At 58.1% G+C, this 12,561-nt stretch carries 14 protein-coding genes; 4 read left to right on the forward strand and 10 right to left on the reverse strand.

Annotated features, from left to right (window positions below; genetic code table 11):
- Positions 1 to 54 precede the first annotated feature (54 nt).
- Genes AC0IXH_RS15115 through dolP form a run of 4 tightly spaced genes read left to right on the forward strand, consistent with a single transcriptional unit; the run spans position 55 to position 3,689 of the window.
- A complete protein-coding gene (locus tag AC0IXH_RS15115) occupies positions 55 to 2,133 on the forward strand; it encodes a penicillin-binding protein activator (RefSeq protein ID WP_471720658.1) in 2,079 nt (692 codons plus the stop codon).
- Complete coding sequence (locus AC0IXH_RS15120; protein WP_346566883.1) at positions 2,091 to 2,483, forward strand: YraN family protein; 393 nt, start codon at positions 2,091 to 2,093, stop codon at positions 2,481 to 2,483. Before AC0IXH_RS15115 ends, AC0IXH_RS15120 begins: the two co-directional genes overlap by 43 nt.
- A gap of 32 nt (positions 2,484 to 2,515) precedes the next feature.
- Complete coding sequence (gene diaA / locus AC0IXH_RS15125; RefSeq protein WP_013200532.1) at positions 2,516 to 3,106, forward strand: DnaA initiator-associating protein DiaA; 591 nt, start codon at positions 2,516 to 2,518, stop codon at positions 3,104 to 3,106.
- A gap of 10 nt (positions 3,107 to 3,116) precedes the next feature.
- The gene (gene dolP / locus AC0IXH_RS15130) at positions 3,117 to 3,689 is read left to right on the forward strand and encodes a division/outer membrane stress-associated lipid-binding lipoprotein (protein WP_013200531.1); all 573 of its coding nucleotides are present in this window, start codon (positions 3,117 to 3,119) and stop codon (positions 3,687 to 3,689) included.
- Between the two features lie 59 nt (positions 3,690 to 3,748).
- Here the strand turns inward: dolP and AC0IXH_RS15135 are convergent, their stop codons facing one another.
- From AC0IXH_RS15135 to AC0IXH_RS15180, 10 genes are all read right to left on the reverse strand, one after another.
- Positions 3,749 to 5,659: a BglG family transcription antiterminator gene (locus AC0IXH_RS15135; RefSeq protein WP_346566881.1), complete on the reverse strand. Its 1,911-nt coding sequence runs from the start codon at positions 5,657 to 5,659 to the stop codon at positions 3,749 to 3,751.
- A gap of 60 nt (positions 5,660 to 5,719) precedes the next feature.
- A complete protein-coding gene (locus tag AC0IXH_RS15140) occupies positions 5,720 to 6,865 on the reverse strand; it encodes a lactonase family protein (RefSeq protein WP_013200529.1) in 1,146 nt (381 codons plus the stop codon).
- A 66-nt stretch (positions 6,866 to 6,931) separates the two neighbouring features.
- Complete coding sequence (dagF, locus tag AC0IXH_RS15145) at positions 6,932 to 7,672, reverse strand: 2-dehydro-3-deoxy-phosphogluconate aldolase (RefSeq protein WP_013200528.1); 741 nt, start codon at positions 7,670 to 7,672, stop codon at positions 6,932 to 6,934.
- Positions 7,673 to 7,674: 2 nt separating this feature from the next.
- On the reverse strand, positions 7,675 to 8,790 hold the full coding sequence (locus AC0IXH_RS15150) for a DgaE family pyridoxal phosphate-dependent ammonia lyase (RefSeq protein WP_041691878.1): 1,116 nt from the start codon (positions 8,788 to 8,790) through the stop codon (positions 7,675 to 7,677).
- Positions 8,774 to 9,907, reverse strand: coding sequence for an amidohydrolase/deacetylase family metallohydrolase (locus tag AC0IXH_RS15155; RefSeq protein WP_471720659.1), 1,134 nt, complete (start codon positions 9,905 to 9,907; stop codon positions 8,774 to 8,776). The genes AC0IXH_RS15150 and AC0IXH_RS15155 overlap by 17 nt, the downstream gene beginning before the upstream one ends.
- Positions 9,908 to 9,983: 76 nt before the next feature.
- Positions 9,984 to 10,628, reverse strand: coding sequence for a DUF4310 family protein (locus tag AC0IXH_RS15160; protein WP_013200525.1), 645 nt, complete (start codon positions 10,626 to 10,628; stop codon positions 9,984 to 9,986).
- Positions 10,629 to 10,640: 12 nt separating this feature from the next.
- Positions 10,641 to 11,417: a DUF4311 domain-containing protein gene (locus AC0IXH_RS15165; protein ID WP_106381837.1), complete on the reverse strand. Its 777-nt coding sequence runs from the start codon at positions 11,415 to 11,417 to the stop codon at positions 10,641 to 10,643.
- Between the two features lie 67 nt (positions 11,418 to 11,484).
- A complete protein-coding gene (locus AC0IXH_RS15170) occupies positions 11,485 to 11,781 on the reverse strand; it encodes a DUF4312 family protein (RefSeq protein WP_471720660.1) in 297 nt (98 codons plus the stop codon).
- Between the two features lie 3 nt (positions 11,782 to 11,784).
- Positions 11,785 to 12,147: an SFCGS family glycine-rich protein gene (locus AC0IXH_RS15175; RefSeq protein ID WP_013200522.1), complete on the reverse strand. Its 363-nt coding sequence runs from the start codon at positions 12,145 to 12,147 to the stop codon at positions 11,785 to 11,787.
- 55 nt (positions 12,148 to 12,202) lie between these two features.
- Entirely contained in the window at positions 12,203 to 12,520 is a 318-nt protein-coding gene (locus AC0IXH_RS15180; protein ID WP_134823326.1) for a glycine dehydrogenase, read from the reverse strand.
- Between the last annotated feature and the right edge of the window lie 41 nt (positions 12,521 to 12,561).

The raw sequence follows: 12,561 nt of genomic DNA on the forward strand, positions 1-12,561 counted from the left end.
CCGAATTGCCGATTTAATATTGAGCATCTTGAAAAAAACATCACTGGATACAGTATGCTTCCTTCGAAAGTCATTCATAACAAAGCAGGACGCTGCATGCCTGTTCTACTGGCCGCCCTGTTCTTTGCGGGGTGTTCAAGCCAGGGTCCGCAAACGCCAGAGGCGAATGTGCAAGGCGCAGCTACAGGCACCTCTGACTATTATCTGCAGCAAATGCAGCAAAGTTCAGATGATAACAAGGTTGACTGGCAATTACTCGCAATCAAAGCGCTGCTCAACGAAGGGAAGTTCCCTCAGGCCAACGACCAGCTTTCCAGTCTGCCGCAGACGTTAAACGATACCCAACGTCAGGAAGCGCTGCTGTTACAGACGCAGGTTAAGCTGACTCAGCAGGACGTGAATGGCGCGGCGGGCCTGTTAAAACAGGTTGATGTTAGCGCGTTATCGAAAGAGCAGCAGGCCCGTTACTACCAGCTGCAGATTGCCGCGAACCAGGGTCGTCCTTCGCTGGACGTGCTGCGTGCATACATCGCGCAAGAGCCGTTGTTGACCAATCCGGCCGACAAACAGAAGAACATTGATGCCACCTGGCAGACGCTGGTGCAGATGTCGCCTGCTCAGGTCAGCAACATGGTGATCAACGCTGACGAGAATACGCTGCAAGGCTGGCTGGATTTGCTGAGCGTGTATAAGGCCAACAGCAACGATCCCGACATGCTGAAAGCCGGTCTGAAGGACTGGCAGACCCGCTACCCGGTTAACCCGGCGGCGAAAATGCTGCCAACGGCGTTGAGCCAGGTGCAGAACTTCCAGCAGTCGACCACCGGTAAAATTGCCCTGCTGCTGCCATTAAGCGGTCAGGCGCAGATCTTTGCCAACGCCATTCAGAAAGGCTTTAACGACGCGAAAAACGGCGTGCTGACCCAGGCGGCCGCCCCGGCACCTGCCGCGGCCAGCACACCCGCCGCCGATGGCAGCGCACAGCCGGCGGCGGCGACCAATCCAGCCGATCCGGCCGCGGCGGTCAGCCCATCCGCAGCGCCAGTGGAAGCTAATCAGAACGCCAGTGCGACGCCAGACGCCAATGCCGCTCAGGCGCAGCCTGCTGCTCAGTCCGGCAACGTCGCGCAAACCGCGCCACCGTCGAGCGCAACTCAGGTCCAGGTGTATGACACCAGCACCCAGCCGATTGACCAGGTGCTGGCGCAGGCACAGAAAGATGGCGCCACGCTGGTGGTCGGCCCGTTGATCAAAAGCAACGTCGAGAAGCTCTCTTCACTGCAAACCCCGCTGAATATCCTTGCGCTGAACGAGCCGGAGTCGGTACAGAACCATCCGAATCTTTGCTACTTTGCGCTTTCTCCTGAAGACGAAGCCCGTGATGCCGCTCATCATATGTGGGATCAGGGCAAGCGCTCGCCACTGCTGATGGTGCCACGCAGCTCGCTGGGTGACCGCGTCAGCAAGGCGTTCGCCACCGAATGGCAGAAGCTGGGCGGCAGCACCGTACTGCAACAGCAGTTTGGCTCGACCGGTGAACTGAAGCAGGGCATCAACAGCGGTGCAGGCCTGCAACTGACCGGCACGCCAATTACCACCGAACCGGCTCAGCCGCAGGGTGTGACCATTGCCGGGCTGACCATTCCGGCACCGACGCAGCCCGAGCCAGTGGCGGCAACGTCGGGCAATGGCGGCAGCGTCGACGCGGTCTACATTGTGGCCACCGAAGGTGAAATGGCGCTGATCAAACCGATGATCTCTATGCGCGTCAGCAGCCGCAGCATGGTGCAGATGTATGCCAGCTCCCGCAGCTTCCAGGCCGGTTCCGGCCCGGACTACCGTCTGGAGATGGAAGGTCTGCAGTTCAGCGATGCGCCGCTGCTGTCCGGTTCAAACCCGGCCCTGCTGCAGCAGGCCGCTAAAAACTTCAACAACGATTACTCGTTGGTTCGTTTGTATGCCATGGGCGTGGATGCCTGGACACTGGCAAACCACTTTAACGAAATGCGCCAGCTGCCAGGCTTCCAGGTGAAAGGGGAAACCGGCAACCTGAGCGCAACTCAGGACTGTGTTATCAACAGGAAGTTGACATGGAACCAGTATCGCCAGGGGCAAATCGTTCCGGCAAACTGAGTCGCCAGCAAACGGGGGCGGGCTATGAGCTTCAGGCCCGCCGCCTGCTGGAGCATGCAGGGTTAACCTTTGTGGCGGCCAACGTCCGCTATCGCGTCGGGGAAATTGACCTGATTATGCGCGACCGGCTGACGTGGGTGTTTGTCGAGGTGCGGTATCGTCGTAGCGATGCGTTTGGTGGCGCCGCCGCCAGCGTGACCCGCAGCAAGCAGCGTAAGCTGCTGCGCGCCGCAGCGGTGTGGCTTCGGGGACGCAACAGCAGCCTGGATAGCGCAGACTGCCGTTTTGATGTGATTGCGATAACCGGCACCCAGGTTGACTGGTTACCCAATGCCTTTTCGGTGGAGTAGACACTCCACCAACGACTGACCAGGTGAATGAAGTGCTGGAAAGAATAAAAGTATGTTTTACCGAAAGTATTCAGACGCAGATTGCCGCGGCAGAAGCGCTTCCGGATGCCATCTCCAATGCAGCGATGACCATGGTTCAGTCGCTGTTGAACGGCAACAAAATTCTGAGCTGTGGCAATGGAACCTCAAGCGCCAATGCCCAGCATTTTGCCGCCAGCATGATCAACCGTTATGAAACGGAGCGGCCAAGCCTGCCGGCGATCGCGCTGAGTGCGGATAACGTGCTGCTGACGGCCATCGGTAACGATCGTCTGCACGAAGAGATTTACGCCAAACAGGTCCGGGCGTTGGGCCAGGCGGGCGACATTCTGCTGGCCATCTCAACCCGCGGCAACAGCCGTGATATTGTGAAGGCCGTAGAAGCAGCGGTAACGCGCGACATGACCATCATCGCGCTTACCGGTTATGACGGCGGCGAGCTCGCCGGTTTACTGGGACCACAGGATGTGGAAATTCGCATCCCCTCGCACCGAAGCGCGAGGATTCAGGAAATGCACATGTTAACCGTGAATTGCCTGTGCGATTTAATCGATAACACCTTGTTTCCCCACCAGGACGTTTAAAGGAGCTTAAATGAAGGTATTACCAACTCTGGCCGTGGTACTGACCGCGCTGATGTTACAGGGCTGTGTGGCTGCGGTGATTGGCAGTGCAGCGGTAGCGACCAAATCCGCCACTGACCCACGTACCGTTGGGACCCAGGTTGACGACAGCACGCTCGAGCTGCGCGTCAGCAATGCGCTTGGCAAAGACCAGCAGATTAAAAATGACGCCCATATCGTCGCCACGGCCTATCAGGGCAAAGTCCTGCTGACCGGCCAGTCGCCAACGGCGGATATCGCCAGCCGTGCGAAGCAGATCACCATGGGTGTCGACGGCGCGAATGAGGTGTATAACGAAATCCGTACCGGCGACAAAGCCAGCTTCGGCACCGCCTCTTCGGATACCTGGATCACCACCAAGGTGCGCTCGCAGTTGCTGTCCAGCGACCAGGTGAAATCGTCCAATGTGAAGGTGACCACCGAGAACGGCGAAGTGTTCCTGCTGGGGCTGGTGACCGATACTGAAGCGAAAAGCGCGGCTGATATTGCCAGCCGGGTGAGCGGCGTGAAGCACGTCACCACCGCCTTTACTATTCTGAAGTAAGCGCTAACCGCCCGTGCAACCCTCTGCACGGGCGGACTTTATTCCTGCCTTCCTTGCCGCTACAACCGACTTAAACAGTCCATCGCCACCGCTTTAAAACTGGCAAAATCGCCACTGTCCCGCAGCCGGGTCATCGCCCTTTCGCGCATAAAAGTGACGAACAGATCGTAGATCGCCATTGCCTCTTCGTATTCCGTTTTGCTGATCGCCAGCAGAAAAATGACGTGGGCGGTCTCTTCTCCCCAGGCAATGCCCTGTGGGGCCAGCACGGTGTACACCACGGTTTTCTTCGCCAGCAGGCCAAGGGAGTGCGGCAGCGCGATGCCCTCGCCCAGCATGGTGCTGACGATCGCTTCACGCTCTTCCACCGACGGCCAGAAATCGCTGTCGACCACCCCTTCCTGCTCCAGCTGTTGGCACAGGCTCTGGAACAGTTCGGCCTGGGTCATCGGCTGGTCGATGATGCGGAAGTGGCTGGCATCGAAGTATTTTTCCAGCATATAGGGCCGGGTACGATCCACCAGCACCAGCTTACCAATCTGCTCCAGCTGGTAATCCGTCGGGAACGGCGACATCACCACCACCGGCTTATCTTTCTCGGTCAGCCGCGCGGTAGAAATGACAAAATCTTCCTCGATGCTCTGCTTCTGCTCGTACTCCCGCAGCGAGACGATATGACTGAGGACGATTTGCGGATATTTCCGCGTCAGCATCGCCTGGATCATCCGCACCGTCGAATTGCCGGTGTCGCAAACCAGCAGGATCTGCGGATGCCGCTGATAGCCGACGTTGTAATGCCGCTCCAGACCGACGCCGATATGCAGCACCAGGAAGCCAATCTCGTTTTCGCTGATCACATAAGGCGTGTACTTGCCCCAGCTGGAGACCGCAGCCAGCGTGACGTCATACGCCATCGGGTAATGCTGTTTGATATTGGCCAGCAGCGGGTTGGGAATATTTATCTGATAGCGAACGCGGGTGATCATGGTTTTGATATGCGTCAGCAGGTCAGCGCGGAGTTGGGGATCGTTCTGCAGGTTGAAATTGTAGTGGCTGTTGATGTAGCTGAGGATGTAATCCACCAGCGCCTCGCCGTCATCCGGGCTGATGGCGCTGGGCGCAATCTCCTCGACGCGCCGTGCCGCGATATTCACCCGCAGGTAGGCCTCTTCCGACGGCGAGATCGCCTTGCCGGTGATTGGCCGCATCAGGTTGATGATATGCCGCGCCGCATCGCGCACGTCTTCATCGACGTCTTCCGCGCTGAAATCAGACAGCGGATAGCCTTCGCTGATGCGCCTGACCGCGACCGCGCAATACAGCCGCAGATAGAACTCGCTGTCATCGGTCATGCGGATATGGAAGCGGCTGAAGCACTGATGCAGCAACGGCTGCAGCGTGCCTAACATGCCGCTGTTCAGCGCTTCCAGATTCAACAACGGATCTTCGCTGTCTTCCTGGGCGATTTTATACAGCAGATCGGTCAGGCAGGTACGCATCGCCACTTCGCTGCCAAACAGCTTCATGCCGTAACGCGGCTTGGTTTCAATCGCCAGCTGGTAACGCCCCAGCCACTCTCTCACTTCAGCCATATCACTTTGTAGCGTGGCGCGGCTGACAAACCACTCATCAGCCAGATCTTCCAGCTTCAGGGAAAAAGCTGAAGTGAGAAAACGGGTTAACAGATAGTGTACGCGGGCGGCGGAGGTGCGCGGCACGCGGAGATGTGACGGTGACTGATCCTGCAGCTGGCGGTAAAGCGCCTCATCATCCACTTTCAGCTGATAGCCCTCGCCACGGTTTAACACCAGACGGACGCCGTGATCGGCCAGCAGCTCATTCAGGGTGGTGATATCGGTGCGGACGGTGCGGGTGGAAACGTCAAAACGTCGCGCCAGTTCATCCTGAGGCAACGTCTCGTTTTGAAGCAGATCGAACAGTTGGGCAAGGCGTTGGTTTGGGAATCTCACTCTTTATCCTGTGATTGCGGGGCGGAAGCAGAGGGCCGAACAGCGTCGGCCCCTGAATAATTACGGCGTTAACACCAGTTGAGACGGAGCCCCAACCGCGGTGTAGTCGTTGGTAAACGACAGGGCGCCATTCGCGGGATCCACCTTGAAACGGGTGATGTTATCGCTGCGCTGATTCATGGCATACAGAGTCTTACCATCTGGAGACAGCGTCAAGGTGCGCGTGTAATCGCCGCGCGTCCAGACATCGTCTTTCTGCGTCAGCGTGCCGTTGGCCTCGATGGCGAAATGCGCAATGCTGTTATGCAGGCGATTGGCGACATAGAGGTTTTTCCCGGCCTTATCGATCACAAGGCCAGCGGCAAAGCTGGTGCCCTTGTAGCCCGCAGGCAGCGCCGGGACGGTCGCCGCTTCGCTAAGCGTACCCGTTTTGCGGTTCAGCAGATAGTGAGTCAGCGTCGAGGCTTCTTCGTTGATCAAATAAACCGAATGACCGTCGGGATGGAAGACAAAGTGGCGGGGTCCGGCACCGGCTGACGAAGCCGGGATCCAGGCCGGCGTATTCGGCTGCAGCTTGCCATCGGCACTGAGTCGGTACTGATAGATACGATCCAGCCCCAGATCGGTGGAGAAGACAAACTTACCGCTCAGATCGGTGGCGATCATATGGGCATGCGGGCCGTTATGATCGCTGACCGCAAAGCTGCCCTCAACGGCGGCTGCCGGTTTCGCGGCGCCTGCCGGTCCCTGATCCTGCTGCGTGTCGCTGGCCTCCGCCAGGCGACCATCGGCCAGCACCGGCAGCACCGCTTTGCTGCCGCTGACGTAGTTGGCGACCAGCAGGAATTTACCGTCTGGCGTCAGCGACAGGTAAACCGGTCCTGCACCGTGGGTACTGACTTCATTCAGCTTGCTCAGACTGCCATCTGCGGCAATGGCATACGCCACCACCACGCCCTTCTCGCTCTCGCTGGCAACATACAGCGTCTTGCCTTTGGCATCCGCCGTCAGCTGCGCCGGATTGGCCAGCTGGCTGACCAGCGTTTTGCCACTCAGCGCGCCGTCGGCCGGGTTAACCTGGAAGCGGTAAAGGCCTTCACCATTGGGATTATAGGTGCCGACCCAGGCAAACTGCGCCTGTGCCACCAGGGGAACCGTCGCCATCAACGCGACAGACACGGCAGAGATCAAAGACCAGTTACGCATGGTGTTCCTCGCAAAGAAATGTCAGGGGACTACAGAAGCGGCGGGCAGAACGCCCGCCGTGAGCACTTAACCGACCAACTTTTTGGTCATCGCCAGCAGCGTGCTGACATCGGCCGGACGGGTATTACCGCTCTCTTTATCGATGATTGAGCTGTAAATATGCGGAATGATCTTCGGTACGCCGGCATCCAGCGCGATCTGCAGGATCGCTTCGTAGTTCTCCAGATCGATGCCGCCGGTCGGCTCCAGCCAGAAGTCCTGTTCTGCACAGGCTTTAGCAACCGCCTTGAATTCGTCGATCGATTTCAGGCCGCCCATCGGGAAGTATTTCACCGAGCTGGCACCCATATCTTTCAGCAGGGCGATGGCGGTTTCTACCGGGACAATCGCATCGGCGGCTTTGGAACTCAGCGGGCCGGTGGAGATTTTAACCAAGCCGACCTTGCCGGTGGGCGAGATCAGCGCGTTGACCACGGTCTGATCCTGTCCCAGCAAGGCGCGGCTGGTGGCGGCCCCGGTGAATACCTGATTCACGTGCTGCGGCTGGATCTCAGCGGAGATGGCGCTGACCATCGCCGACTGGTTCGGATCGCCGGCACCCAGCCCCACCGACAGCGCGTTATCGATCAGCGCCGCGTACTCACGCATATCGCTCACCGCGCTGGCCACGCTGTCGTAGTTTTTGGACAGTACGCCCACCAGCACATGGCCTTCCGCCGCCTGCCAGATCTCACGGGCATTCTCTTTCGAACCGGCCAGCACGTTCAGACATACGCGGTCTTTATAAAATTTCGGGGTCAGCGTCATGCTTATTTCTCTCCTGCTAATAGGGCTTTAATGCACAGATAGATGGTGTTGAGCTGCTCTGGCGAGACGCTGCGCACATCCACTTCGACGATGCCTTCGTTGGCCTTATAGCCGCGGAAGTAGATGGCGATGACGCCGGTTTTCAGCGCCTGCACCAGCTCGCCGGTGGTGTGGCCAATCACCGCCTCATCGAAATGAATTTCGGTACGGGCGATATCACGGCCCGCCGCATCCCAGACCACGCGCGAAGTGATGCCATTCAGCGAGTTCAGGCTGTTGATAAACGGCGTCATTTTTTCCACCATCTGCGCACCCGAGACTTTCTCGTTGACCAGATAGTTTTCAATCGCCTGGGTCAGGCCAAGAATGCCCTCTTTGCCGACCTTCATCGCGCGGCCGATCCCCATCGACTGGCGTTTAACCCACTCAACGTACTGCTTACGGCCCATCACCAGCCCGCTGGTTGGCCCTTCAATCGCTTTCGCACCGCTGTAAATCACCAGATCGGCACCGTACTGGTAGTAGCACTGCAAATCTTCTTCGGCGGCGGCATCCACAATCAGCGGAACCCCGTGTTTACGGGCGACGACGGCTGCCTGCTCAACGCTCAGATGGCTCTTCTGCACGCAGTGGTGAGACTTGATATACATAATGGCCGCGGTCTGTGGCGTGATCGCCGCAGAAAGCTGATCGGCGGAGCATTCGTTCGCCCAGCCCGCTTCCACCAGGCGTCCACCGCCCATCGCCACCATGGTGCCCACCGGCGCACCGAAATTGACGTTATGGCCCTTCGGCACCACGATGTCGTGCGGCACAATCAGCGGCGTGGCGTGCAGGTTTTCCAGCAGCCAGTCATCGTCTTTCACGATCACTGCTGCCACGGACTGCGCGATGCCGGCAGAGGCGCAGGAGACCACCACGGCATCTTCACAGCCGAGCAGGTTGGCAATGTAAGCCCCGGTTTTGTTCACCAGGTCTTTCATTTCGAAATAGTGATTCAGGCCATAGTTGACGGTCTCAACCACGTCGGCACTGGGCGTAGACACTCCGAGGATAGTCATGCGGCCAGAGGCGTTAATGACCTGCTTTAAGCCGTATTTTTCATAAATCGAAGACATGATTCTTTTTCCCTTCGTCGGTAATGAACCACTGACCGCCAACAACGGCGGCCAGTGGTACCAGCTGCTTCTCACCCGAAACTGACTGCCCTTCGGAGTCGGTAAACAGGCAAGTTTCCTCTTTGACGTCAAAAATAGTCAGGTCGGCATCCCTTCCCACTTCCAGCCGCCCTTTACTGTGCAGACGCAGGCCTTCCGCCGCGTTAACGGTCACACAGTCGATAATCTGCGGCAGGGTCATGCCGACGTTAAAGAATTTGGACATCACGTGGGCCAGGGTATACACCGGGCCGTTCAGGCGGTTGCGGCAATAGATATCGGAGCTGATGCTGTGCGGCAAAATGCCGCGTGCAATCGCCACGCGGGCCACGTCAAAGCTGAAGCTGGCGCTGCCGTGACCGACATCCAGACGCACGCCGCGATGGATGGCGCGGCTGACCGACGCACGCAGCTCGCCCGCCGGGGTCAGGATGCGGTTTGGCTTGCCGTTGTAGCAGTGGGTGATGATGTCGCCACGGGTCAGCAGATCGGCGATTTCATCCAGATCGGGCGGATTGTTGCCGATATGCACCATCAGCGGCAGATCGCCAATCTCATGCTGGATCTCTTTGGCGCGGAGCAAGGGTTTGATGCCGTTGGCACCGACCACGCTGCTGCTCATACGCGCCTTAATACCGATGATGAAGGCCGGTAAACGCTGCACCGCATCGCGCACGCCAACCTTATCAATCTGGGTCATATCGGCCAGTTCGTTTTGCGTCACAATCCCGGTGCGGGCAATGTTCAGCAAGGCATACACCTGGGTATTGGCGCTGCGGGTCAGGCGGTAAAACTCGTCAACATCGTCAGCGCCGGTGCTGCCGGCATCGACGACGGTGGTGACGCCGGTATCAACGCCAATGCGATCCGCTTCGTCATGATAAATCGGGGATTTCGGGTAGCAGTGAACGTGGGAATCAATCCAGCCTGCGCTCAGCCAGTAACGTCCGGCCAGATCGCGCTCGGCAGTGGCCGTGCCCGTCACCTCCCCCAGCGCGGCGATTTTGCCGTCCTGCAGGGCGATATCCGTCACGCTGCCATCGGCAAGGCGTGCACGGCGAATAATCAGGTCATACATAACAAACTCCTTCTTGCACCGGATGGGATGACATCCGATTAAGCGGTTTACCCGAGATGGGTAAACCGCCGTTACATCAGAGCGCGACCGGGAAAATCGCACCCAGCAGCATGGCGCCGAGGATCGCGCCACCGGTAATCGGTTTGTTCCAGAGATAGAACAACAGTGCGCCGACCAGCGAACCCAGACCGATTGGAATCGATGCGGTCATTGCCGACAGGATGATCAGCGGCCCAAGGAAACGACCTGAGGAGTTACCCGCGCCCATCATCACGTCGGCACCGTAAGTGGAGTCGCTGTTGTTGATGGTGAACTTACGCGCGAGGATAATCAGGTAGCCAATCGCCACGCCAATCACCAGGCCTGTCACCAGCGAGGCGGCAAAGTTGGCGACCGGATAGACGATCCCGGCACCCAGCAGCAGCGCCGGCACGCCGAGGCCGACGCCGGTCTGAATGGCACCGCCGATATCGAGGATCCCGACCAGCGAACCTTCAATGATGCGGGCAAACAGGAAGCTGGCACCGAAGGCCGCTACCGCGCCATACACGCCGGTTTCCATGCCGGAACGCAGCATTGAAACGAAGGCCACTTCGTTAAACGCGCCCAGGCCATAGGTGTAGTACATGTGCGTTCCCGCAAACACCCCGGCTGACAGCAACCCGACGAAAATCGGGAAAGACCAGTCGGCATACCAGAAACCGCTTTTTGACTCTTCCATTGACCGTTCCTCTTATTTGCCGCTCAGGGAGTTGTGGATCATATCCAGCCAGCCTGGGACGCCCAGTTGGAAGGACTGCAGCACTTTCATATCGAAGCCGCGGAAGAAGCCGCTCAGCACGAACAGCAGCACAATCGCCGCCATCATCACCTTGGTGACTTTGTTCCAGCCGGCTTCTTCGACGCCTTTACCGATCAGGATACCCAGCACCAGGCCAGGGACGGCGTTACCCATGATCAGCTGCGCCAGGCCGCCGAAGATGGTGGCCCAGAAGCCCGATTTTTTGCCGGCATCGATCGCCGCCAGCCAGAAGATCACCGGCATCACGGTGTTCACCAGCAGGTTAGCCGCAGGCACCAGCACTTTCACTGCGGTCACCTGCAGCGCGGCCGGCACCGCTGAGGCGGTAGAGTTGAGGAAGGCCACCACGATCATGCCGATGATGCCGCAGGCAATCGCCATTTTTTTCGGGTCGTGCAGGGTTTCTGCCACGTTGCGGTTTTTCACCATCAGTGCCGCCGCGCCCCAGTGTGGGATGATGCGGTGGTCAACGTCCTGGGTGAAAGAACCGGCTGCAACCGACGATGCCCAGGCGTTGAAGAAGAAGCCCAGGCCAAAGGAGAAGTGAGAAGCAGGATCGCCTTCACAGGAATTCAGTTCACCCAGCGTACGAAATGCCCCCATCCCCTGCGTTGTTGGCGCGTGGAACATGCGCGCCGCACCGGCGCCAACGCCCACACCGACAAGACCGCCGATAATAAGTGACTTAAAGAGAATAATTAAAAACATCAGTCTTCCTTTCAGGCTTTCGCCAACGTTTTTAAATCAGGTTATTGCTGCCCTTACAGGCAGTGCTTTATTGCGAAACGAAACTGACTTTGTCAGTGTCGATCACCGTTACGTTGACGGTAATATCCAGCTCGACGCTGTAACTCCGCCGTTGTCTTGCCAGAAAGAAGAACAAAAACTTCTCCTGCCTGACACTCTCCCGGGCCTGAACCACCTTCACATCCTCTGGTTCAATCCGCAGCAGAACCTTGTTGGTCGATTTCAGCACGGAGTTCTGAACCCGGCTTAGCGCATCGGCAAAGGCGCGCTCTTTGCTGTCGCCTTTGCCGCTGACGTTCACCGTGGTAGTGAATTGTTCCTTCATCGATCAGCTACCGTGCTTCTTGTTCCACGCCTGAACCAGACGCTCGCCCAACTCTTCTTTGTCCATAAAGCCGAAGCCCAGTACGGTGGCACCTTCGTTGATGGCGGTAACGCCTTCGTCGACGGAACGCATACCGTGCTTCGCCTTGTAGCCATATTTGTTCTGTGCGGTGATCGCACCCGCGCCGCCGCTGCCGCAGAAGGAGATGCCGAAAGAGGCGCCTTCCGCTTTCATCACGTCGCCCAGCTTCATATCTGCCGCCACGCCAGGCACAACCACGGCTTTCCCGCCCGCTTTCTCAACGCCTGCCGCCACTTTCTGGCCTTTACCTAAACGATCGCCGATTACTACGATGACTTGTGACATGGTGAATTCCTCAATGTTGAATTTTTACCGGACCTGGCTGGCAGGCCCTGCGGGATTAGTCGTTTTCTTTCGCCACTTCAAAGTGGACGGAGAGCAGCCAGGCCTCTTCTTTTGGCAAATTGCCAAACAGATCGACCACCTGTTGCGCCAGAGCCATGGATTCCGGGGAGATATCTTCAAACAGCTCCTCTTCCACTTCAGGCAGCGGCTCGCCGGTCAGTGAGCGCAGCGCCATGGCCTTAACATGCGACGCCAGCATCTGCTGCTGTACAGCGTTAGGGACGATAGCTTTTGCCGCAAAGAGGTCGGCAATCTGCGCCATCACTTTGCCTGCCAGCGCCTGAATAGCCTGATCGTCGTCGGTCGTGCTCACGGATACCGCTCCATTATTCACTCTCTGCTCCTCATGTTCCG

It is taken from the genome of Erwinia sp. AC075 (assembly GCF_979253995.1).